We start from the raw sequence: 22,318 nt of genomic DNA, 5'->3' as shown, positions 1-22,318 counted from the left end.
CGGTAGCTTTCGCTACAGAATTAACTATTTAACCACCCTTAGAGAGGGGCGAGTTGGGGGGGTATCGGTGGGACTATCGTCATCGGGAGGCTCAGTTCCATCCTCCTCTTCCGCAAACATCATGCCCTGCCCGTTCTCACGGGCGTAGAGCGCCAGCACCGAACCGATCGGCACAAAGATATCGTTCGATTTACCACTAAAACGTGCACTGAAACTGATCACCTCATCGCCGAGCTCAAGCCCGGATACCGCACCCATTGAGATATTGAGCACGATCTTACCGTCCTCAATATACTCGGTCGGCACCACTACCTCGTCAAACTCTGAGTTGACCAGAAGATAAGGGGTGCAGTCGTTATCGCTGATCCACTCGTAGAGTGCACGAATCAGATAGGGGCGACTTGATGTCATAGACGGAATAGAGCGCAGCGAAAACGCTACTACTCACGCATCTCCCGCTCACCCTCGGTCAGGCTCTCCTGGAACGATTCGCGAGCAAAGATACGATCCGCATAGTCAATTACCGCCTTGGCCTGCGCAGGCAGCTCGATACCGAGGTGTGGCAGGCGCCACAACAGCGGTGCGATGGCGCAATCCATTAGAGAGAACTCATCGCTGAGGAAAAACGGCTTGGCCGCAAATAGCTCAGCACTGGAGATGAGGCTTTCACGCAGTGCCTTACGCTCCTTGGCCGACTGCTTCTCGGTCTTACTCTCAATCTCATCGAGCAGCCTGAACCAGTCCTCATCGATGCGATAGAGCGCCAGACGAGCACGGGCACGTGAGACCGGATCAACCGGCATCAGCGGCGGGTGGGGGAAACGCTCATCAAGGTACTCCATGATGATATGCGCGTTGTAGAGCATCAGATCACGATCGACCAGAGTAGGAACCGTGTTGTAGGGGTTGAGATCGAGCAGATCTTCGGGCTTGTTGTCCGGATCGATGCTGATGATATCGACCGTAATACCCTTCTCCATCAGCACCATTCGTGTCTGGTGGCTGTAGGCACAGGTCGGATCCGAAAACAGCGTCATTACCGAACGTCTATTCGCCATTACTGCCATCAATACTCTCCCACTTCTCTCTTGTTATGGAACAACGACGCCCCGGTGGCCAGAGACCACCGGGGCGCACGCGGCAACTGCTATTAATGTATGTCTTTCCAGTACTCTTTCTTCAGCGCATAGGTCACGACAAAGAGAACTGCCAGGAACAGCAGCACCCAGATCCCGAGACGCTCACGCTCCAGCTTCACCGGATCACCCATATAGGCGAGGTAGTTTACCAGATCGCGGACCTGACCATCATACTCGGCCGGACCCATATTATCCTGCAGCTCGGCAAGTACGTGTGGCATACCGACATCCTTGAACACCGTATTATTCACACCGAAGGGACGGTTGGCATCTTCATGGAAGGTACGCAGATAGGTGTAGAGCCAATCAACACCGCGGGCACGCGAGATAACCGAGAGATCCGGTGGCGGTGCACCGAACCACTTCTCGGCATCCGCATCGGACATTGCGATGGTCATCGTATCGCCCACCTTCTCAGAGGCGAACATCAGACTACCCTTCACCTGCTCATCGCTCAGACCCAGATCGCTACCCATACGGTTGTAACGCTGGTACTTGGCCGAGTGGCAGCTCAGGCAGTAGTTAACGAACAGCTTGGCGCCATTCTGCAGTGAGGCGTTATCGCTAGGGTCGATATTCGCCTTGTCGAGATGCACACCACCACCGGCGGCAAGCGCCACGCCAGGCAGCACGGCAAACAACATTGCTACGATAAACTTTCTCATTTTGTCACCCTCTCTGGTACTGGCTTGGTCTTTTCAAACATTGGAATAATCGCCAGCATGATAAAGAAGAAGAAATAGTAAGCAGTGCCGATCTGCGCCAGCAGTTTGTAGAGATCGGTAGTCGGCTCCATGCCGAGGAATCCGAGCATTACAAAGTCTGCAACAAACACAAACAGCAGCACCTTGAAACAGAGACCACGGTAGCGAATCGACTTCACTGGGCTACGATCGAGCCACGGCAGGAAGAAGAGAATCACAACCGCCGCCCCCATCACCGCCACACCCGGGAACGCAGAGCCGGCAATTGACGGTACCGCACGCAACATGGCGTAGAAGGGGGTGAAGTACCAGACCGGTGCAATATGCTCCGGGGTCTTCAGCGGATTGGCTGGCTCAAAGTTCGGATGCTCAATGAAGTAGCCACCCATCTCCGGAGCGAAGAAGACAATCGCTGCAAAGACCATCAGGAAGACAACCACACCGACAATATCCTTGACCGAGTAGTAGGGGTGGAAGGGGATGCCATCGAGCGGAATACCGTTCGCATCCTTGTGCTTCTTGATCTCTACACCGTCAGGGTTGTTGGAACCGACCTCATGCAGCGCCAGGATGTGCGCCACAACCAGACCTACCAGTACCAGCGGTACGGCGATGACGTGGAAGGCGAAGAAGCGGTTCAGGGTCGCATCGGAGACGACGAAGTCACCACGAATCCAGAGCGAGAGTGGTTCACCAAGACCGAATGGTACGGCGGCGAAGAGGTTAACGATAACCTGCGCACCCCAGTAGGACATCTGTCCCCAGGGCAACAGGTAACCGAAGAACGCCTCAGCCATCAGCGCCAGATAGATCAGGCAACCGAAGATCCAGATCAGCTCACGCGGCTTTTTGTAGGAGCCGTACATCAGACCACGGAACATATGCAGATAGACCACCGCGAAGAAGGCCGATGCACCGGTGGAGTGGATGTAACGGATCAGCCAGCCCCAGTCGACATCACGCATGATGTACTCGACTGAACCGAAGGCGAGCTCGCCGTCGGGCTTGTAGTTCATGGTCAGGAAGATGCCGGAGACGATCTGGATAACCAGCACCAGCAGCGCCAGCGAACCAAAGAAGTACCAGAAGTTGAAGTTCTTCGGCGCATAGTATTCAGAGAGGTGTTCTCTCCACATCTTGGTCAGCGGGAAGCGGGCATCGACCCACCCCAGAAGATTAGTCAGCATATTCATTAGGCTGCTCCTTGATCAACACCGATCATGATCTTGCTATCGCTAAGATAGGTGTAGGGCGGAATTTCGAGATTCTTCGGTGCAGGCACGCCAGCGAAGACTCGGCCAGCGAGATCGAACTTGGAACCATGGCAGGGACAGAAGAAACCACCCTTCCAATCGGGATCAAAAGGTGCCGGGCCTATCTCGGGACGGAAGGTTGGTGAGCAGCCGAGGTGGGTACAGATTCCAACAACAACCAGATACTCCGGCTTGCTTGAGCGCACCTCATTCTTCGCCCAATCGGGCTGCTGCGCAGTATTGTTGGAGCTGGGATCGAGTAGCACGCTCTCGATCGAGGCCAGATCACTCAGGTTCTGCTCGGTACGACGAACAATCCAGACCGGCTTGCCACGCCACTCAACGGTAATGCGCTGACCCGGCTCAAGTTTGCTGATATCGGCCTCAACCGGTGCACCCGCTGCCTTCGCGCGCTCACTCGGATTCATCGACGCGAGGAAGGGGACTACCGCTGCCGCAGCACCTACACCACCCACCACTGTGGCAGCTGCGGTCAGGAAGCGGCGCCTGCTTGTATCTACGCCATCTGTACTCATTCGTGCTCTCCCAGAATGCAAAATAAAAACTGTGACGGGGCGTAATAGCTGGAGCGCGCCCCCAAAAAACCAGTAAGAACATCAGAATATTCTGATTGTCACTATGGCTTTACAAAGCCCGATAGCATCCAACAACTTGACTAAAAGGTCAAGAATGAATCTAGATTTGACTGGAATATTATTGAGTTACACGGGGTTAGCGATATCGATAAAGGTGTGTTCTATCGCATATGTCTGCGCCAAACGCTCACCCAGCGCCTGAACACCATATTTTTCGGTCGCGTGATGTCCGGCTGAGAAGTAGTGAATACCTGCTTCACGGGCAAAATGGACCGTCGACTCTGATATCTCGCCACTGATAAACGCATCGAGCCCCAGCTCCGCCGCCTGTTCGATATAGGATTGTGCCGCACCACTACACCAGCCGATTGAGCGAATCAGCGCCGGGCCATTACCGACATGCAACGGGGCGCGGCCTAACCGCTCTTTAATTTGAACGGCCAGTGCCTCGGCACTAAGAGGTTGCTCAACACCCCCCATCAACGCCAGATCTGGTCCACCGCCACCACCAAAGCTGCCCTGAACATCGAGACCTAACTGCCTTGCCAATTGCACGTTATTACCCAACTCCGAATGGGCATCGAGCGGAAGATGGTAGGCAAGCAGGCTTATATCGGCATCGAGCAGACGCTTGATACGTCCACGTTTGATCCCGGTGATGGCAGCCCCCTCACCCTTCCAGAAGTAGCCGTGATGAACCAGCACCGCATCGGCATTCAGCGCCACGGCACGATCGAGCAGCTCGGCACAGGCGGTGACACCGCTGACCAGCCTGCGTATTTCGCTTCGCCCTTCCACCTGAAGACCGTTCGGGCAATAATCCTGAAACGCGCCGACATTAAGCAGTGCATCGGTAGAGTGGACCAGCTCTTGAAGTTCGACCATATTCCCCCACATTATAGATGGCAATTCATCACAATATTAAATAAGGCCTGCTAGGTTAGCCCAATGGACTCATTACGCAAACTGATCAACAACCTCTTTCTCCTCACCACCATCGGACTGGCCGCCGCCTTTGTCGTCGTCTTCCTGCGCCCCGACCTGCTTAACAACCCGCAGCAGGTGGTGGAGATCAAGGAGAGTGGCGGAGCACAACCGGCGCATACCGTTGCCGCACCAACAATGGGTGGACTGGGCAATGGCCCGGTCTCTTACGCAACGGCTGCCAAGGCCGCCGCGCCCGCCGTGGTCAACATCAACACCGCCAAGGTCGCACCGAACGCCATTTCCCACTTTCAAAACACACTATTCCGCCGCTAGTTGCATGAACCTCGGCATTCGAAAACTGCAGACCCTTCTCTACCCAGGCTCTGGCGCGTGATCTCGTCCCGGGCCACATCCTCACCAACCACCACGTGGTTGCCAACGCCGATCAGATTCGTGTGCAGCTTCATGATGGTCGCACGGCCGCCGCCACCCTGGTCGGAGCAGACCCCGACACCGACCTTGCGGTACTGCACGTTCAACTCGAAGGACTGCCCAATATCACCATTAGCAGCGACCGCGTACTGGAGGTCGGTGACGTGGTACTGGCCATCGGCAACCCCTTCGGTGTCGGCCAGACCGTTACCATGGGCATCGTCAGCGCCACCGGTCGTAGCCGCCCGGCATCCACACCACCGAACTTATCCAGACCATGCGATCAATTCCGGCACTCCGGTGGCGCACTGCCGCCCATGGCGCAACTGGTCGGATCAAACCGCACATCTTCAGTAATCGGCGGTCACGGGCAGGCTTGCCCAAATCTGACATTAAAACGGCGTGATGATACGACATCAAACTGGCCACGAATCCCTCGGCTGGTCGGTATCGAGGCGCAGGACATCACCCCGGCACTGGCTGAAGGCTCAACACCTACGAGCACTCGGCGTGCTGATCGCCAGGAGTCCTGGACCGGTCGCCCTGCGCGAAGGGTGACATCAACCCGGGTGACATCATCACCCCCCATCGTGGATTACCAACGCGGATGGTCGTTTCACCAACCATCATGGGCGAGTCCCTGTGATCGAGCCGGGCAGACAACGTTGGCTGGAAGGGATTCGCGCCCGGCGGCCGACCACGGTGTTTCGACCGACAACCCGGTCGACGACTAACGGATAATGGAGCACGAGCGTGACTGAAGATCGATCGTGCTTCCCATCTCTCATCTCGGGCGAGGCCGCCGGTTCTGGCAACGTGGACTCTACGCGCCGGCACCGCTGGTGCTACATCCGCTGGCAACCTTCGGCGGGCGCTCGGCTTTGGTCACCGACCCTGCCCTGATCCGGAGTCTTCACATCGGCATCATTTCCTGCCGCCGCTGGAACTCAAGCCTGCCACCGAAGAACTGCGTCGTAGCCTGCTCGGCATACCGATCACCCTGGATCAGCCTACACCATCTCGCCCCGTCGGCATGGCATCGCCGGCTCATGTTCTGCTTAACCTGCGCCGAGCAGCTACTGATAGGCGCCGCACTGATCTTCTCCAGCACCACCTCTCTCTCTAACTGCTACCGACCACCGCCCTCCACCACCAGCGCATGGGCGAGATCATCATCAGCGTACTGCTGCTGCAGGACCTGCTGGCGATCGGCATCCTGCTGGCGCTGGAGGTCCACGGCAAGGGCGACATCCCTGCCAGCGAGCTAGCAATGCTACTGCTCGCACTCCCGATACTGGTCCTCTTCGCCTACCTCTTCACACGCTACATACTGATCAAACTGATCCGCCGCTTCGACAAGATCCAGGAGTACATCTTCCTAACCGCCATCGGCTGGTGCCTCGGCATCGCCGAACTCGCCGCCCTGCTCGGCCTCTCACAGGAGATCGGCGCCTTCATCGCCGGCGTCACCCTCGCCACCAGCCCGATCGCCCTCTACATCGCCGAGAGCCTCAAACCGCTGCGCGACTTCTTCCTCATCATCTTCTTCTTCTCGCTCGGCGCCGGCTTCCAGCTACCGATCCTCGAACAGGTCCTGATCCCGGCACTGGTACTCGCCACCCTCTCGATGCTCTTCAAACCGCTCATCTTCAAGTGGCTGCTCAAAGACTCCGTCGACAAGCCGGAACGCGCCCTGGAGATCGGCGTACGCATGGGACAGGTCAGCGAATTCTCCCTCCTAATCGCCCTGCTCGCCCTGAACCTCGGCGTCATCGGCCACGAAGCCTCCTACCTAATCCAGGCAACCACCCTCCTAACCTTCATCGCCTCCTCCTACTACGTCGTACAACGCTACCCGACCCCCATCGCTGTCTCCGACAAACTGCGGAGGGACTAGGCGGCATGAGGCCATCTCAAGGCCCACACAGCATGGCAAGTTCGCCTTCATGAGAGCGCACGCCTTGCAGATAAAACCAGATGAATTAAAGAGAATTACAACGCACAAGGATCAGCGCAGCATGACGACAAAGGTAATGTCAAACCCAACCAGACCAACGCACCACGCTATCTCACATTCATCGAGTTGCGCTATTCACCATGCTGGACAGTGCTACGCAAATTAGGGCTTTACTCTGATCCCAAACATTCAAGGGGTCGTGAGACTCGGGGAAATCAATTTTGACAGGGAGAGATCAATAATGTCGCACGCTATTCGCCTACTCATCATACTGTGTTTTCAGCCGCATCAGTCGCCAACTACGATCCAGAGCACATCAAACGGGAGATTGCCGAGAACACCGGAATCTTTCAGGTGAAGTCGTGGACGGAGTCCGAAAGCGGGATAGCTGGAGCGCCAACACGAGCCTGAAGAAAACCTTCATAACGGTGAGCAACGATGTGGCTGGAATTGTTTTAGGTCTTCAGAGTTCGGATGAAGCACTGCAAGGCATGATGCTCTGTATGGAGTTCGCGAGACTCGGCGCTCAAGCGGGAGATAAGGCCGATGCTTTGAAGCTCGCTGATGCGATCGATTCCGCCATCTCACAACAAACAGAGAAGGCCGTGGTTGTTAATAATGTGAAATTTGAGGTTGTACCAAAAGAGCTGGCTGGCAAGTGCTGCTCTTTGCCGAGTCAAAAGGAGCACGTAACAATGAGAGGGCTTATCGGTAAAGCGCCGATGTAATATTTGGAACATTAGGAGTCAGTGTAAATGCTCATTGACTACCAATCATAACCCCAGCAGCGTGCCATAAAGTTATTACACTAACCCTAAACATTACCGCCCCAATGTTAAATACAACAGGAACACAGATGGCAAAAAGAAAAGAAACCAAGCCGGACAATGAAATTTGCTTCACGATTATGCCTTTTGGTGGATGGTTCGACAATTACTACCTCAAATATATTCACATGCAATCGAAGAGTCAGGCCTTGTGCCCCGTCGCGCTGATGACGTCTATCGGCCGGGAACAATAGTTCACGACATATGGGACCTTACCAAAACAGCAAAATAATCGTTGCTGACTTAACGGGAAAGAATCCCAACGTCCTATACGAACTAGATTGGCCCACGCTCTAGCCAAACCCGTAATCCTTATTACCGAATCACTTGACGACATTCCATTTGACCTAAGAGCCCTCAGAATAATTGAGTACAATAAAAACGATCCTGAATGGGGTGACATCCTTAAAGAAAACCAAAGAAGCCATAAGAGAAGTTTCTGAATCTCCACTTAAAGCTGTTCTTCCAGCGTTTCTAGAAGTAGATGAAACCAAACCAAGCAAGAAGATAAGCGCGCACGACAAAGAAATCCTAGAAATTAAACATGAATTAGACGTCTTGCGAAGAAACGTGGTGCGAACAAACTATTTACATCCCGTGGACCTCCAGGGGTGAAGACGACCCTATATGGATAAAAAGATAGAAAGTCTTGGCCTAAGCAGAAGAACCTTAAATATATTAAAGGTAGAAGAAATTTACTTTATTGGCCAACTCGTTCAGAACACTGAAGTTGATTTATTGAAGTTACCTTCTCTAGGAAAGAACTCTAATCGAAGTTAGGAGTCACTTGCAGCACAGGGACTTTCTTTGGGCCTTAGACATCCATTTTAAAGGAAATAAAATGGCATTAGTTCTGCTCGGGAAAAACTGGGACAGAGAGCGGTTTCTTCTGAAGCAACGAGTGTAGCCATTAACTTATTACACTGGCCCCAAGCACATAGACAATCACCACGAAGCAACCATGCGCACACCCACCGCCACTATTTTACTTGCTACATCTTTATTATTAGGGTGTGCAGTTGATTACGAAATCGAGCTGCCCGGTGGATATGTTCTCTACAGCGAATCCAGAGACAACCAAGTCATCGCTTCGAAATCTGGCACTGCCACCAGTAAGTACATTCCATGCAATGTTGAAGCTTATACGCACAACAACACCCATATAGTCGTCAGACAACGGTTCTCACCAAGTTGCTTCTGGAAGCAGAAAAACAGACCAACGCAAGAAGAAGGCAAGACTTACTACTGGATAATCAATATCAACAATCAAACTATTCAAGGCCCCATGAGCTATGAATATTTTGTAAAAATCAAAACTAACGAACACCCACATCTAGAATGACAATTTCAGATAGACATTTTGGTCAGTGTAAAACCACAGGTGACCGGCGATTTTCACCCCTTCTACATCGCCGAGCATCGGAGTGATTTCAGGGGGAAGTGGGCAGTCTGTCTGAGCGAGGTTTACCGAGCGAGTTCTGCCCACGCCTGAAATCACGAGAAGGCCGCTCGCACGTCCATGAGCTCCGCGGCACTGCGCATCCTGCACTTCGCGCAGGGATCATCAGGGTTTACTCTCCCTCGATGCAGGCGAGAAGCGCAGTGGACCGCGTAGCGGTAAATCGTGGGCGCGATTTCTTTGGTTCGTTTCTTTATCGCGTTATAAAGAAATGAACCCACCGCGCGGGCGTGGGTGCCCGCTTTCTAAATAAGCGTCGCATAAGCGACACAACCATATTGTTCCGCGTGGGCATAAAATCGATGCCCACCCTACGAAAGACACGCTCAATTCAAGAATAGATTTAGGTGCTATTACCGAATCAAAATACCACGCACGGCGGGTGCGCGAACTCGCATTTGAATGCGTCGCGAACGCGACACAATAAAACTGCTATCCCAGTGCCTTACTCAAGACTGATAAGAAAGCACTATTCTCCTCAGCCGCCCCAACAGTAACCCTCAGCGTATCCGCCAGAGGCCCCTCAGAAGCCTTCATATTCTTGATGAGTACACCATCAGCTTTGATAGATTCAAAAATCTCACCAGCCCGCCCACTCGGCACACTAAACAGAATAAAGTTAGCCGCAGAAGGAAACAGCTCGATACCCTCGAGCCTCCCCATCTCATCAAACAACCGCGTCCGTTCCTCACGAATCAACCGCGTCTGCTCATCAAACACCTCGATATTATCGAGCGCAAACTCGGCCGCCGCCTGAGTCATCACATTGATATTGTAGGGAAGCCGCAACTTATCGAACTCACCGATCCACTCCGCTGGACCGGCAATCAACCCAAGACGTAGCCCGGCCAACCCCAGCTTTGAGAGGGTGCGCATCACCAGCAGGTTATCGAACTCACCAAGACGTGGCATGAAACTCTTACCAGCGAAGGCGTGATACGCCTCGTCGACCACCACCACACCGTTGGCCGCCTCGAGGATCTTCACGATCGCCTCCTCATCGAAGAGGTTACCGGTCGGGTTGTTGGGATAGGCAAGGTAGACCACCGCCGGGTCGTGCTGCTCAATCGCCTGCAGCATCGCGGCGAGGTCGAGTGAGAAGTCGGGCTTGAGCGGTACACCGTGGTACTCGAGCGAGCTGAAGGTGGCGATCATGCGGTACATGACGAAGCTCGGCTCGGGGGCTAGCACTACCCGCTTCGGCCCACCGAAGGCGAGCGCCAGAATCTGGATGATCTCGTCGGAGCCGTTGCCGAGCATCACCCCCATCCCCGCCGGGATATCCATGCTGCGGCGCAATGCAGCGGTGAGGCTGCTAGCCGCTGGATCGGGGTAGCGGTTGACGGCGATCTCGCGCACCTGCCGCTGCCAGCTCTCGAGCATCGCATCGGGCCAGCGGTAGGGGTTCTCCATCGCATCGAGCTTGATCAGCTCGCCCGGATCGGGCACGTGGTAGGCGGAGAGTTCGCGGATCTCGGGGCGGATCCAGTGGTTGATTTTGTCGTCGAGGCTCATGGGTTTGTCGACTCGCGTTACATCACCGGCATTGGTGGGTTTCGTGTTACTTAACCCACCCTACGCTCGATAATTAATCCTTGATGCGGTACTCGGCGGAGCGGGCGTGGGCGGTGAGCCCCTCGCCGCGCGCCAGCGTCGAGGCGGTCTTGCCGAGGTGGCTGGCACCATCGGCGGAGAACATGATCAGCGAGGAGCGCTTCTGGAAGTCGTAGACACCGAGCGGCGAGCTGAAGCGGGCGGTACGCGAGGTCGGCAGCACATGGTTGGGACCGGCGCAGTAGTCACCCAGCGCCTCGGCGGTATAACGGCCCATGAAGATCGCACCGGCGTGTTTGATCTGCTTCGCCATCGACTGAGGGTCATCAACCGAAAGCTCGAGATGCTCAGGGGCGATGTGGTTGGTAATCGTTACCGCCTCATCGAGATCAGCTACCTTGATCAGCGCACCGCGATCGGCAATCGACTTCTCGATGATCTCCTTGCGCTCCATGGTTGGCAGCAGTTTGTCGATGCTCGCCGCGACACTATCGAGATAGGCCTGATCGGGACAGAGCAGAATCGACTGTGCGTCCTCGTCGTGCTCGGCCTGGGAGAAGAGGTCCATCGCAATCCAGTCGGGATCGGTCTTGCCATCACAGATCACCAGAATCTCCGAGGGACCGGCGATCATGTCGATGCCGACGGTACCGAAGACCATGCCCTTGGCGGTAGCGACGTAGATGTTGCCGGGACCGACGATCTTATCGACCTGCGGCACCGTCTCGGTGCCGTAGGCGAGCCCGGCAACCGCCTGTGCACCACCGAGGGCAAAAGCACGGTCAACACCGGCAATCGCTGCAGCGGCCAGCACCAGTTCGTTGACCTCGCCATCGGGGGTCGGTACCACCATGATCAGCTCATCGACACCCGCCACCTTGGCCGGGATCGCATTCATCAATACGGAGGATGGGTAGGCCGCCTTGCCACCCGGCACATAGAGACCGGCGCGGTCGAGTGGCGTGACCTGCTGACCCAGCAGGGTGCCGTCATCCTCAGTGTAGGACCAGGAGGCCACCTTCTGGTGCTCGTGGTAGGCGCGCACCCGCTCGGCGGCCAGCTCCAGCCCCTCACGCTCGGCCACACTGATATTCACCAACGCCGCCGTGAGTCGATCCTGGGAGATCTCCAGTTCAGCCATTGAGCCGACGCTCATACGATCGAAACGGTTGGTGTACTCCACCAGCGCCGCGTCACCGCGACTCTTTACCGCCTGCAGCACCTCGCGCACGGTGTTATTCACCGCCTCGTTGGAGACGCCCTCCCAGTCGAGCAGCCGGTCGAGCTGCTGCTGAAAATCGCTACTGCTGCTATCGAGACGTTTGATATCGGTCATCGCCCTTCTCCGCTATACGCCACGCCGCTCGTTAACGGCCTCGGCGATCAGATCGATCAGTTTTTTAACCTGCCTGTGTTTCATCTTCATCGACGCCTTGTTGACCACCAGGCGCGAGCTAACATCGGCGATATGCTCCAGTGGCTCGAGGCCATTGGCCTTGAGCGTATTACCCGTATCGACCAGATCGACGATGTAATCAGCCAATCCAACCAGCGGTGCCAGCTCCATTGAGCCGTAGAGTTTGATGATCTCGACCTGCTTGCCCTGCTCGGCGTAATAACGACGGGTGGAGTTCACAAACTTGGTCGCGATACGCAGCCGTGCCGGTGTCTCGGGGCGATTCTTGGCACCCGCCACCATCAGTTTGCAGCGTGCAATATTGAGATCGAGCGGCTCGTAGACGCTGTCACCGCCGTGCTCCATCAGCACATCTTTGCCCGCCACACCCAGATCGGCCGCGCCGTACTCGACATAGGTCGGCACATCGGTGGCACGGATGATCACCAGCTTCACATCTTCTCGATTGGTATCGAGAATCAGTTTGCGACTGGTTTCCGGATCGTCGATCGGCACAATCCCGGCGTGAGCCAGCAGTGGCAGCGTCTCCTTGAAGATACGCCCCTTGGAGAGCGCAATTGTCAGGGTCTCTTGCATGGTGGGTAACCTTGCTCCAGGTAGATTTATTCGGGTACGCGACGGATACGCGCGCCAAGCTGAGCCAGTTTCTCTTCGATATGGTCGTAACCGCGATCGATGTGATAGATACGATCGACCACCGTCTCACCATCAGCAACCAGCCCGGCCAGTACCAGACTGGCCGAGGCGCGCAGATCGGTCGCCATCACGGGTGCTGCGGTCAGTCGTTTAACGCCCTCGCTAATGGCCGTGTTGCCTTCAACGCGGGTAATTGCGCCCATGCGCTCCAGCTCCTGCACATGCATAAAGCGATTCTCAAACACCGTTTCAGTAATCGTACCGGTCCCCTCGGCAATCGCGTTGAGGGTAGCAAACTGGGCCTGCATATCGGTTGGGAAGGCGGGATAGGGTGCTGTACGCAGACTAACCGCCTTGGGACGTTTACCGTGCATATTCAGCTCGATCCAATCCTCACCCGTGGTGATATCGGCGCCCGCCTCCTCCAGCTTCAGCAAAACTGCATCGAGCAGATCGGGTCGGGTATCTTTCAGCTTCACGTGACCACTGGTCACCGCAGCGGCAACCAGATAGGTACCGGTCTCGATACGATCGGGAAGCACCTTGTAGGTCGTACCATTGAGACGTTCTACGCCCTCAATGGTAATGGTATCGGTACCGGCACCGCTGACCTTGGCGCCCATGCTGTTGAGGCAGTCGGCAAGGTCGGTCACCTCCGGCTCGCGTGCGGCATTCTCAAGAATGATGGTGCCATCTGCGAGTGCTGCGGCCATCATCAGATTCTCAGTGCCGGTCACAGTGACCATATCGAGAACTAGACGTGCCCCCTTGAGACGCTCGGCGCGGGCACGAATATAGCCCCCCTCAACCTCGATATCGGCACCCATGGCGCGCAGACCTTCAAGGTGAATATTGACCGGACGCGAGCCGATCGCACAGCCACCCGGCAGCGAGACATCGGCCTTGCCGTAGCGTGCCAGCAACGGACCCAGCACCAGGATCGAGGCGCGCATCGTCTTCACCAGCTCATAGGGGGCGGAGAACTCCTTGATGGTGCGCGGATCGACCTCGATACTCATACGCTCACCGACCATCAGCGACACGCCCATGCGGCCGAGTAGCTCCATGGTGGTGGTCACATCGTGCAGATGCGGCACATTCTCAATAGTCATTGGACCATCAGCGAGCAGCGTTGCAGAGAGAATCGGCAGCACTGCGTTTTTCGCCCCAGAGATACGAATCTCGCCCTCGAGCTTGCCGCCACCGGTAATAATCAGTTTATCCATCAAATACTCCGATTCGGTTTTACCGAATCTACTTATTGTTCTGCTGCAGCCCACTCTTCGGGGGTGAAGGTACGCATTGTCAGGGCGTGAATATCGCTGTGCATGTGGTCACCCAAGGTGGCGTAGACCATGCGATGCTGCTCCAGCATCTTCTTACCCGCAAAGGCCTGACTGACGATCTTCGCCTCAAAATGGTCACCCTCACCGGCCACCATTGCATTACAATCCGGAATACCCTTCTCGATCATGCCTTTAACATCATCAGCAGTCATACCTGCATCACCTCTGTCATCTCTGTTCATTCAGCTGCACAAGCCATCACGGACATTAACCGTTACGGAATAAATGGCACGCAGCCCGCAAGCTCGGCGCACGGCAGCCTTTTTAAGGCCGCTAATCATATAGAAAACGGGAAGAAACGGGAAATTTCGGATCATCGACCAGCCTGTGGCCTCCGATCGATACTGGGATTCAGTCCCAGGTGAGTGGCAACACCTTATCGAGCCCACTGACGCGGGCAATCGCCATCATCTGCTGCGGGATGTTGACGTACTCAATCTCGTGCTCATGCTGTTTGGCCTGACGCATCCAGTCGATCAGCAGCGCCAACCCGGCACTATCGGCCTTCTCAACCTCGCGCAGATCAACCGTTACCACACCCTCCTTGCAAAACATCGTCTCAGCCGCCTTGCTCATCTCTGCGGCTGCTCCGCTCAACTCCGAGACGGTTTCAAAGGTGACCATGCCGTTGATATAGAGTCGACCATCCTCCTCCTGACGAATAGCGCACTGCTGCTCGCCGTTGCGATCGGTGCACGATTTGAGAATACGACAGCTCACTAGCGCACCTCGTCGTTCTTCTTCGTCAGTCGCTTGATCAACGCATCGAGGCCCTTCTGACGAATCTCGCGTGAGAAGGTGGTGCGGTAGTTAGCTACCAGACTGACCCCATCAATGGAGACATCATAGACCTTCCAGGCATCGCCCTTCAGGTAGAGGTTGTAGTTGATCGGGATCGGGAAGGCACCCGGCTGCTGGATCTCAGTTCGTACCACCACATCACCACTCGCCTCACCTTCACGCAGTGGCAGATAGTCGATCGCCTGGTCAGTGTACTCATTCAGTGCAGTGGCATAGGTACGCACCAATAACATGCGGAACTCCTTGGTGAAGTCGGCCTGCTGCTGCTTGCTGGCCTTACGGCGGTACTTGCCGAGCACCCACTTGGCAATACGCTCAAAATCGAAGTGCGGTAAAACGATCTCATCAACCATGCCGTAGAGCATGTTGGGTTTGGCCTTGATCGCCTCACTTTCCGCCTTAAGCCGCTCTAACACCTGGTTGGAGGTCGACTGAACCAGCTGCTGAGGGGGTGTCACCGCAGCAGCTGCACTGCCAGCAAATAACAACGCTGAGATAAAGAGCAGAGCTAGGCGTTTCATCAGTAAGCCCCCGTAGCGCGGTTGAGTTCGATGATCTTCATATTGTAGTCATTCACCGAGCTGAGATAGTCGGCGTGGGTCAGCACGTAGGTCTTGAAGGCGTCGAGCACCTTGTCCGCCTCCTCAAGGCCCGCCTCAAAATCGGCGTATGAGCTAACCATCCAGCGACGACCGGAGCGACTACCCTTGCCGAGCTCTTCAACCGCTGAGTGCAACGCCTGCAGCTCGTGGTATTTCTCGGCCACATCGAAGGGGATACCCTGCTGGGCAAAGGCTGACTTGGAGATCAGCGCATCAAGCTCTGCCTGGGCACGGCTCGTCTTGGCGCTGGTAACACCGCCCTGCATATCCCATTTCAGACCGACCACCGGGGTGGCTGCGACGTGGTTGAAGGGATCAACCGTATAGGGATTATCAAGCGTATCTCGACCCGGCGCATAGGCAAAGGTGCCGACGATACCGGCGTAAAGATTAGGATTGGACTCCGACTTCTTCGCTGCCACCAGCGCGCGACGCGCCTCAAGCCCCGCCTTGAGCTGATCCATCTCCGGGCGATTGGCCAGTGCACGCTGCTGTAGATCGGCCAGACTATCCTGCGGCAGAGCTTCAGCGCTTAGAGACTTATCTGCGACCGAAAGCTCACCATCGATACCAACACCGGTCATCACCTTGAGTCCGGCCAGCGCGATGCGCTCAACCGATTTTGCCTCAGCCAGATATTTGTTCAGCAGTGCCATACCGGTCTCCAGCGCATAGAGGTCGGACTGTTTTACATCGCCCTTATCCTCTTCGAGCCAGCGTTCAACCAACGCCTTTGCCTTCTCCAGACGACGCTTCACATCCTCAAGCAGCAGGTGGCTGTCGCGCGCAGTGAGGTAGCCGTAGTAGGCGCGCGAGGTGTCGTAGATGGTCTCGATGCGCTGCTCGCGTACCTCCGACTTCTTCACCTCGACGTTACCCTCGGCCGCCTCAGTGTAGTAACGCACCTTGCCGAAGGTGGCGAGTGGCTTGATCAGCTTCAACTGCAGTGATGCCCAGCCAGTCACTTCATCAAATTCGTAGAGGTCATCGCGCAGCTTGCAGGGCGAGACACAACTCTCTGCACCACCTTCGAAAATACCGCCCTCAACCACAGGGGCGAGACCGACAAAGAGATTCATATCGACCATTAGGTCATCACTCGCCTGGGCCTGATCGATCAGCGCACGAGCGGCATCGACCAGATGCTCCTTCTCAGCGATGCGGTGATCAGCCTTCAGCGCCATCTCTACCGCCTGGCTAAGATCGACACTCTGGGCGCTGGTAAGCGTTGCGAACGAGGCGAGTACCGCCCCCATCAATAGCTGCTTCATCTACTCTCCCCCTTCGGCTGCTTCGTTATACATAAATTGACCAATCAGCTGTTCAAGTACCAGCGCCGACTGGGTCAGTTTGATCTCACTGCCACTCTCAAGGTAGTCCTCCTCGCCGCCCGGTTCCAGACCGATATACTGCTCGCCGAGCAGACCGGCGGTGAGAATGCTGGCCGTGGTGTCGGTGGGGATCTGGTTAAAGCTGCCACCCACATTCATCTTGACCACTGCCTCGAAGGTCGCCTGATCGAACCTGATATCGGTCACTCGACCGACCCGTACCCCGGCGATACTGACCGGAGAACGCACCTTCAGTCCGCCGATATTCTCAAAGCGGGCGGAGACCTCATAACCATCCTCATCACTCATTGAGCTGAGGTTGCTGACCTTCATCGCCAACATGAAGAGTGCCGCCAATCCCATCGCGACAAAGACGCCAACAGCGACATGAACGTACTTGTTAAACATGATTTCAGACCTCTCCAAACATTAACGCAGTCAGCACAAAATCGAGACAGAGAACGGCAAGCGCGGTATGTACCACGGTGCGCGTGGTCGCGCGGCTAACACCCTCGGCAGTCGGATCGGCATCGTGTCCTTCAAAGACCGCAATCCAGGTCGCCACAAAACCGAACACGATGCTCTTGATCACACCGTTATAGATATCTTCCTGCAGATCGACACCCGCCTGGATCTGCGACCAGAAGGCACCCTCATCAACGCCGAGCAGTCCGACACCGACCAGCAGCCCGCCCATCACGCCAACCGCACTGAAGATCGCCGCCAGCAGCGGCATCGAGATGAGACCGGCGTAGAAGCGGGGTGCGATGACTCGTTTCAGTGGGTCGACCGCCATCATGCCTATCGATGAGAGCTGCTCGGTCGCCTTCATCAGACCGATCTCGGCGGTCAGTGCCGAACCGGCACGACCGGCAAACAGTAGCGCGGTGACCACCGGCCCCAGCTCGCGCACCAGTGAGAGTGCGACTACCACGCCGAGTGACTCCTCGGCACCAAACTGCGCCAGGGTGTTGTAACCCTGCAGACCCAGCACCATGCCGACAAACAGGCCCGAGACGATAATAATCAGTAGTGAAAGCACACCGACCGAATAGATCTGCGCAACGATCAAACTGGGACGAGTTAGAACGGTGGTGAAACCGGCGATAATACGTAGCAGGAAGATATGACCACGGCCGAGACGACGGAAAAAATCGACACCGCTCTCGCCGACAAAGGCCAATCCATCCGTGATAGAGGCTAACCAGCGCATGCATCTCTCCCCGCTGCGCTACCCGTGCTGCAATTGATCATTCTTTTTCCATTCCAAGATTTATCAGATCATCCTGATAGTCTGGCGCCTGGTAGTGGAATGGCACCGGTCCATCAGGCAGGCCATTCATGAACTGCTGCACCCAGGGTGAACTCGACTTCATCAGATCTTCAGTCGAACCGTGCTCGACCACCTTGCCCTGCGAGAGGATATAGATGTAGTCGGCAATTGCCGCCGTCTCCTTCACATCGTGCGAGACGATCACGCTGGTCAGACCCAGTGCGTCATTGAGCAGACGAATCAGCTGCACCAGCGCACCCATTGAGATCGGGTCCTGACCGGTGAAGGGCTCGTCATACATAATCATCATCGGATCGAGTGCGATCGCGCGCGCCAACGCCACACGCCGGGCCATACCGCCGGAGAGTTCACTCGGCATCAGATCGATCGCACCACGCAGCCCCACCGCCTGTAGCTTCATTAACACCAGATCGCGCACCATCCGCTCAGGCAGGTCGGTATGCTCTCTTAGTGGGAAGGCAACGTTATCGAAGACATTAATATCGGTCAGTAGCGCACCGCTCTGAAACAGCATGCCCATGCGTTTTCGCAACTGATAGAGACGTCGCAGAGAGAGCGAGGGGACCTCTTCGCCACAGAACTTGATACTGCCCTGGTGGGGGCGAATCTGACCACCAATCAGACGCAACAGCGTCGTCTTGCCGGTACCACTCGGCCCCATGATTGCTGTGACCTTTCCACGCTGGATATCGAGGTCAACTCCATCAAATATCGGGCGTTTGCCGCGAACAAAGCGCAGGTTTCTTATCTCGACCAGTGGGTCGGCATTTATATCAATACGATTTTGCATCAGGAGGTTTTCATACCCGGAGAGCTAACTTCTTCTCTCTCCAGTATTTTTTGGATTCATTCCAACTATTTATTCGCTACCAATAAGCGTGAGGACCGAGTTTCACTAATCTGCAAGTTGGAGTCAACTGATGCTTTCCCACAGCTATATCACTACAAAAGAGGGTTATTAAACCCCATACAGCTCTGTCAATGCGGCTATCTCGCGAAGCTGCATCAGTGTCTTAGCTCCACTATCGACGAGTAGTACCGCACTGCGCCACCCCTGCGCCTGGTGTAGAAACTGTTTTACCTGCTCGGCTAATTGCGGTAATCCCACATCTGCCCCCGAGAGAGAGATCCGCCCCACATTACTGCCCCACTCACCCTCAAGGCCCGCATGCCAGACCGGCAACACTCCATATCGGTTATTTATCTCCGTTGCCCTCTCAGAGGTGAGCTCACCATCAATATAGAGAGTAACTCCTGATGAGTGCTCAGCCAGCCCATGAAGAACCGCAGGACCCACTGGATCAGAGAGTCGCAGCAGCAGAGCATCGACACAGGCAGCAGGCTGACCGACCTCTGCCAACAACTCTATAGCCACAACATCCGCAATACCCACCTCAAGCAGTGCGACGACTCGTGATTCGAACAGCTCGCACCACTCGGACCACTGCTCGGCATCAGCAGAGCGCCAATGCTGCTCTGGCAGCAGTAGCGCCGAAAACTCACTGCTGTAGAAATCGAGTCGCCACTCTTGTGGTAGATCCTCAGGGTAGAGCGCATTCAGAGCCGGAAGATCCCAGCCGCAGCCGCCAAAAAAGAGCTTTGGAAGCCCCTCTCCCTGCTGGCGCTCCGATAAAACACCCTTTTGTATCTGCTGTGCCATTTTGCCACCACCACACTGAAATTACGGTTACAATAGCGCCCCCGTTGGCCGTTTGAAAAGCGCCAGCCGACGAGATAAACGACATTTTTACATCAGCCACTGGCTGATCAAATTCGATAGTAGAGAGAGAATAAGCAGTGAGAACTTGCGTGCATACAGCGCCCCTCTGCCAGCCCGTCACAACGCCATCCCCGCTGGGCCGACAGAGGACACACTAACCATGCTGCTCGATATCGCCGCCATTTTGGGCGGCTTCCTGATTCTGATCTGGGGTGCGGATAAATTTGTCACCGGCGCTTCAGCCACGGCACGCAATCTCGGCATCTCACCACTGATTATCGGCCTGACCATTGTCGGCTTTGGCACCTCGGCACCGGAGATTCTCGTCTCGGTCATCTCCTCATCACTCGGCAACCCGGGCCTGGCGATCGGTAATGCGCTCGGCTCCAACATCACCAACATCGCCCTGATTCTTGGTGCCACTGCGGTGCTCATCCCGCTCAACGTCAACTCCGATACGGTACGACGCGAGCTGCCGATCCTGCTCTCTGCGATGTTGATCGCGCTGGTGCTGCTACAGGACGGTGTGTTGGGGAGACTTGACGGTATCTTTCTGCTCAGCGGCCTCGCTGTGATGATCTACATGGTCGTCAGCCTCGGCCTTAAGACCCGCCGTGACGATCCGTTGAGCGGTGAGTTTGACGACGAGATCCCCAGCCACATGCCGATGCGTACTGCCATCATCTGGCTGATCGTCGGACTGGCTGCACTGCTGATCAGCTCGCGTGCGCTGGTCTGGGGGGCGGTCAATATCGCCACCTCATTCGGTGTGAGTGATCTGATTATCGGTCTGACCATCGTCGCCCTCGGTACGAGTCTGCCGGAACTGGCCGCCTCAATTGTCAGCGCCAAGAAAGGCGAGCATGACATCGCCATCGGTAACGTCATCGGCTCCAACATGTTCAATCTGCTGGCGGTGCTGGGTCTACCCGGTGTCATCCATCCCGGTTCATTTGATCCAGCAGTGCTTACTCGCGACTACCCGGTCATGATCGGTCTAACCATACTGCTGTTTGCGATGGCCTACGGCTTCCGCGGCCCCGGCCGCATTACCCGCGGCGAGGGTTCGGTGCTACTGCTGGCCTTTATCGGCTACCAGACGGTACTCTACCTCTCAGCAACTGGAGCGATGTAATGAAAGAGCAATTTCAGGCACAAAATATCAAGTGTGGTGGTTGCGCCGATGCGATCAAAAATGGCCTGGGCGAACTCAACGGTATCGAACAGGTCGAAGTTGAGGTTGAGAGCGGCAACGTTACGGTCGAGGGTGCCTCGCTGCAACGCGATACGATCTCAGCCAAGCTGGCTGAGCTGGGTTACCCGGAGGCGTGAGCCCGGATCTGGATTGAGATGAACGAAAAAAAACTACAACAACTCGGCGTCGCGGTTATTGAGACCGAGGCGGAGGCGATCTCCGCCCTCACCCAACGCATTGACGCCAACTTTGCCACTGCCTGCCGCCATATGCTCGAGTGCGAAGGTCGAATCGTGGTGGTCGGTATGGGCAAGTCGGGCCATATCGGCGGCAAGATTGCCGCTACTCTGGCCAGCACCGGCAGCCCCGCCTTCTTCGTTCACCCCGGTGAGGCGAGCCACGGTGATCTCGGCATGATCACTGCCAAGGATGTGGTCCTCGCACTCTCCAACTCCGGCGAGACCGATGAGATCCGCACCATCCTACCGATCATCAAACGACTCAATATTCCGCTGATCTCGATGACCGGCAACCCCGACTCGAGCCTCGCCCAGGCAGCCAGTGTCAACATCGACGTCAGCGTTGAGCGCGAGGCGTGTCCACTCGGACTCGCGCCCACCTCAAGCACTACTGCTGCTCTGGTGATGGGCGACGCACTCGCCATCTCACTGCTTGAGGCACGCGGTTTCACCCCAGAAGATTTTGCTCGCTCCCACCCCGCCGGTGCCCTTGGTCGCAGACTGCTCTTACACGTCGGCGACATCATGCACACTGGCGATGCCGTGCCACAGGTGAGCGAGAGCACACTACTCAGCGATGCGTTACTGGAGATGACCGGCAAGAGCCTCGGCATGACCGGCGTAACCGACAGCGATAATCGTGTCATTGGTATTTTCACCGATGGCGATCTGCGCCGCACTCTCGATCACGGCATCGACGTGCACCAGGCCTCAATTAGCGAAGCGATGACCAAAGAGTGCAAAACGGTGGTTGCCGACATGTTGGCAGCCGAGGCGCTGCAGATCATGGACAGTAAAAAGATCAGCGCCCTACTGGTAGTCGATGAGAATCAGCATCTGGTCGGCGCACTCAACATGCACGACATGCTGCGCGCAGGCGTCGTATAAC

At 55.9% G+C, this 22,318-nt stretch carries 28 protein-coding genes; 10 read left to right on the top strand and 18 right to left on the bottom strand.

Annotation, left to right across the window (positions count from 1 at the left end):
* Window positions 1-24: 24 nt before the first annotated feature.
* The 6 genes from HUE57_RS07705 to HUE57_RS07680 form a co-directional block, all read right to left on the bottom strand.
* Window positions 25-411 (bottom strand): ClpXP protease specificity-enhancing factor, encoded by a 387-nt coding sequence (locus HUE57_RS07705; protein WP_078482486.1) that lies wholly within the window; start codon window positions 409-411, stop codon window positions 25-27.
* Between the two features lie 29 nt (window positions 412-440).
* Complete coding sequence (gene sspA, locus HUE57_RS07700; RefSeq protein WP_078482487.1) at window positions 441-1,067, bottom strand: stringent starvation protein SspA; 627 nt, start codon at window positions 1,065-1,067, stop codon at window positions 441-443.
* An 83-nt stretch (window positions 1,068-1,150) separates the two neighbouring features.
* Window positions 1,151-1,804 carry a cytochrome c1 gene (locus tag HUE57_RS07695; protein ID WP_078482488.1) on the bottom strand — a complete coding sequence of 218 codons (654 nt, stop codon included), beginning with the start codon at window positions 1,802-1,804 and terminating at the stop codon, window positions 1,151-1,153.
* On the bottom strand, window positions 1,801-3,036 hold the full coding sequence (locus HUE57_RS07690) for a cytochrome b (RefSeq protein WP_078482489.1): 1,236 nt from the start codon (window positions 3,034-3,036) through the stop codon (window positions 1,801-1,803). The genes HUE57_RS07695 and HUE57_RS07690 overlap by 4 nt, the downstream gene beginning before the upstream one ends.
* Entirely contained in the window at window positions 3,036-3,632 is a 597-nt protein-coding gene (gene petA, locus HUE57_RS07685; protein ID WP_078482490.1) for a ubiquinol-cytochrome c reductase iron-sulfur subunit, read from the bottom strand. The genes HUE57_RS07690 and petA overlap by 1 nt, the downstream gene beginning before the upstream one ends.
* Before the next feature lie 186 nt (window positions 3,633-3,818).
* Window positions 3,819-4,577, bottom strand: a complete 759-nt coding sequence (locus HUE57_RS07680) for a Nif3-like dinuclear metal center hexameric protein (protein WP_078482491.1) — start codon at window positions 4,575-4,577, stop codon at window positions 3,819-3,821.
* Window positions 4,578-4,640: 63 nt separating this feature from the next.
* Between HUE57_RS07680 and HUE57_RS07675 the strand changes: the two genes are divergently transcribed.
* The 7 genes from HUE57_RS07675 to HUE57_RS07645 all read left to right on the top strand — a co-directional run bounded on the left by HUE57_RS07675 (window position 4,641) and on the right by HUE57_RS07645 (window position 9,177).
* A complete protein-coding gene (locus HUE57_RS07675; RefSeq protein WP_174672983.1) occupies window positions 4,641-4,952 on the top strand; it encodes a hypothetical protein in 312 nt (103 codons plus the stop codon).
* Window positions 4,953-5,002: 50 nt separating this feature from the next.
* On the top strand, window positions 5,003-5,785 hold the full coding sequence (locus HUE57_RS07670) for a S1C family serine protease (protein ID WP_174673736.1): 783 nt from the start codon (window positions 5,003-5,005) through the stop codon (window positions 5,783-5,785).
* Window positions 5,786-6,237: 452 nt separating this feature from the next.
* Entirely contained in the window at window positions 6,238-6,948 is a 711-nt protein-coding gene (locus HUE57_RS07665; RefSeq protein ID WP_236860714.1) for a cation:proton antiporter domain-containing protein, read from the top strand.
* 422 nt (window positions 6,949-7,370) lie between these two features.
* Window positions 7,371-7,736 carry a hypothetical protein gene (locus HUE57_RS07660; RefSeq protein ID WP_174672982.1) on the top strand — a complete coding sequence of 122 codons (366 nt, stop codon included), beginning with the start codon at window positions 7,371-7,373 and terminating at the stop codon, window positions 7,734-7,736.
* Window positions 7,737-7,864: 128 nt separating this feature from the next.
* Window positions 7,865-8,029, top strand: a complete 165-nt coding sequence (locus tag HUE57_RS07655; protein WP_174672981.1) for a hypothetical protein — start codon at window positions 7,865-7,867, stop codon at window positions 8,027-8,029.
* Between the two features lie 433 nt (window positions 8,030-8,462).
* Entirely contained in the window at window positions 8,463-8,615 is a 153-nt protein-coding gene (locus HUE57_RS20225; RefSeq protein ID WP_174672980.1) for a DNA-directed RNA polymerase subunit alpha C-terminal domain-containing protein, read from the top strand.
* 181 nt (window positions 8,616-8,796) lie between these two features.
* Window positions 8,797-9,177 (top strand): DUF3997 domain-containing protein, encoded by a 381-nt coding sequence (locus HUE57_RS07645; RefSeq protein WP_174672979.1) that lies wholly within the window; start codon window positions 8,797-8,799, stop codon window positions 9,175-9,177.
* Window positions 9,178-9,726: 549 nt separating this feature from the next.
* On the opposite strand, the gene hisC is transcribed toward HUE57_RS07645, so the two are convergent.
* The 12 genes from hisC to HUE57_RS07585 all read right to left on the bottom strand — a co-directional run bounded on the left by hisC (window position 9,727) and on the right by HUE57_RS07585 (window position 19,935).
* Window positions 9,727-10,809: a histidinol-phosphate transaminase gene (gene hisC, locus HUE57_RS07640; RefSeq protein WP_174672978.1), complete on the bottom strand. Its 1,083-nt coding sequence runs from the start codon at window positions 10,807-10,809 to the stop codon at window positions 9,727-9,729.
* A 73-nt stretch (window positions 10,810-10,882) separates the two neighbouring features.
* A complete protein-coding gene (hisD, locus tag HUE57_RS07635) occupies window positions 10,883-12,184 on the bottom strand; it encodes a histidinol dehydrogenase (protein ID WP_078483158.1) in 1,302 nt (433 codons plus the stop codon).
* A 12-nt stretch (window positions 12,185-12,196) separates the two neighbouring features.
* Window positions 12,197-12,841 (bottom strand): ATP phosphoribosyltransferase, encoded by a 645-nt coding sequence (gene hisG / locus HUE57_RS07630; protein ID WP_078483159.1) that lies wholly within the window; start codon window positions 12,839-12,841, stop codon window positions 12,197-12,199.
* A 26-nt stretch (window positions 12,842-12,867) separates the two neighbouring features.
* A complete protein-coding gene (gene murA, locus HUE57_RS07625; RefSeq protein WP_078483160.1) occupies window positions 12,868-14,127 on the bottom strand; it encodes a UDP-N-acetylglucosamine 1-carboxyvinyltransferase in 1,260 nt (419 codons plus the stop codon).
* Window positions 14,128-14,159: 32 nt separating this feature from the next.
* Window positions 14,160-14,399, bottom strand: coding sequence for a BolA family protein (locus tag HUE57_RS07620; protein ID WP_078483161.1), 240 nt, complete (start codon window positions 14,397-14,399; stop codon window positions 14,160-14,162).
* A 199-nt stretch (window positions 14,400-14,598) separates the two neighbouring features.
* Window positions 14,599-14,967 (bottom strand): STAS domain-containing protein, encoded by a 369-nt coding sequence (locus HUE57_RS07615; RefSeq protein WP_078483162.1) that lies wholly within the window; start codon window positions 14,965-14,967, stop codon window positions 14,599-14,601.
* Window positions 14,967-15,569 carry an MlaC/ttg2D family ABC transporter substrate-binding protein gene (locus tag HUE57_RS07610; RefSeq protein WP_078483163.1) on the bottom strand — a complete coding sequence of 201 codons (603 nt, stop codon included), beginning with the start codon at window positions 15,567-15,569 and terminating at the stop codon, window positions 14,967-14,969. Before HUE57_RS07610 ends, HUE57_RS07615 begins: the two co-directional genes overlap by 1 nt.
* Window positions 15,569-16,921: a TolC family protein gene (locus HUE57_RS07605; RefSeq protein WP_078483164.1), complete on the bottom strand. Its 1,353-nt coding sequence runs from the start codon at window positions 16,919-16,921 to the stop codon at window positions 15,569-15,571. The genes HUE57_RS07610 and HUE57_RS07605 overlap by 1 nt, the downstream gene beginning before the upstream one ends.
* On the bottom strand, window positions 16,922-17,389 hold the full coding sequence (gene mlaD / locus HUE57_RS07600; protein ID WP_078483165.1) for an outer membrane lipid asymmetry maintenance protein MlaD: 468 nt from the start codon (window positions 17,387-17,389) through the stop codon (window positions 16,922-16,924). It abuts the gene before it with no gap.
* Window positions 17,390-17,393: 4 nt separating this feature from the next.
* Entirely contained in the window at window positions 17,394-18,194 is an 801-nt protein-coding gene (mlaE, locus tag HUE57_RS07595) for a lipid asymmetry maintenance ABC transporter permease subunit MlaE (protein ID WP_135622096.1), read from the bottom strand.
* A gap of 37 nt (window positions 18,195-18,231) precedes the next feature.
* Complete coding sequence (locus HUE57_RS07590; protein WP_078483166.1) at window positions 18,232-19,065, bottom strand: ABC transporter ATP-binding protein; 834 nt, start codon at window positions 19,063-19,065, stop codon at window positions 18,232-18,234.
* 168 nt (window positions 19,066-19,233) lie between these two features.
* Entirely contained in the window at window positions 19,234-19,935 is a 702-nt protein-coding gene (locus tag HUE57_RS07585; protein WP_078483167.1) for a hypothetical protein, read from the bottom strand.
* Between the two features lie 220 nt (window positions 19,936-20,155).
* On the opposite strand from HUE57_RS07585, the gene HUE57_RS07580 reads away from it, so the two are divergent.
* Genes HUE57_RS07580 through HUE57_RS07570 form a run of 3 tightly spaced genes read left to right on the top strand, consistent with a single transcriptional unit; the run spans window position 20,156 to window position 22,317 of the window.
* Window positions 20,156-21,130: a calcium/sodium antiporter gene (locus HUE57_RS07580; protein ID WP_078483168.1), complete on the top strand. Its 975-nt coding sequence runs from the start codon at window positions 20,156-20,158 to the stop codon at window positions 21,128-21,130.
* Window positions 21,130-21,327, top strand: a complete 198-nt coding sequence (locus HUE57_RS07575; RefSeq protein ID WP_078483169.1) for a heavy-metal-associated domain-containing protein — start codon at window positions 21,130-21,132, stop codon at window positions 21,325-21,327. The genes HUE57_RS07580 and HUE57_RS07575 overlap by 1 nt, the downstream gene beginning before the upstream one ends.
* Window positions 21,328-21,345: 18 nt before the next feature.
* Window positions 21,346-22,317, top strand: coding sequence for a KpsF/GutQ family sugar-phosphate isomerase (locus HUE57_RS07570; protein WP_078483170.1), 972 nt, complete (start codon window positions 21,346-21,348; stop codon window positions 22,315-22,317).
* Window position 22,318 lies beyond the last annotated feature (1 nt).

Origin of the sequence: Candidatus Reidiella endopervernicosa, from assembly GCF_013343005.1 — a bacterium.
Taxonomy (GTDB): domain Bacteria; phylum Pseudomonadota; class Gammaproteobacteria.
This window is presented reverse-complemented; position numbering and strand designations above follow the sequence as displayed.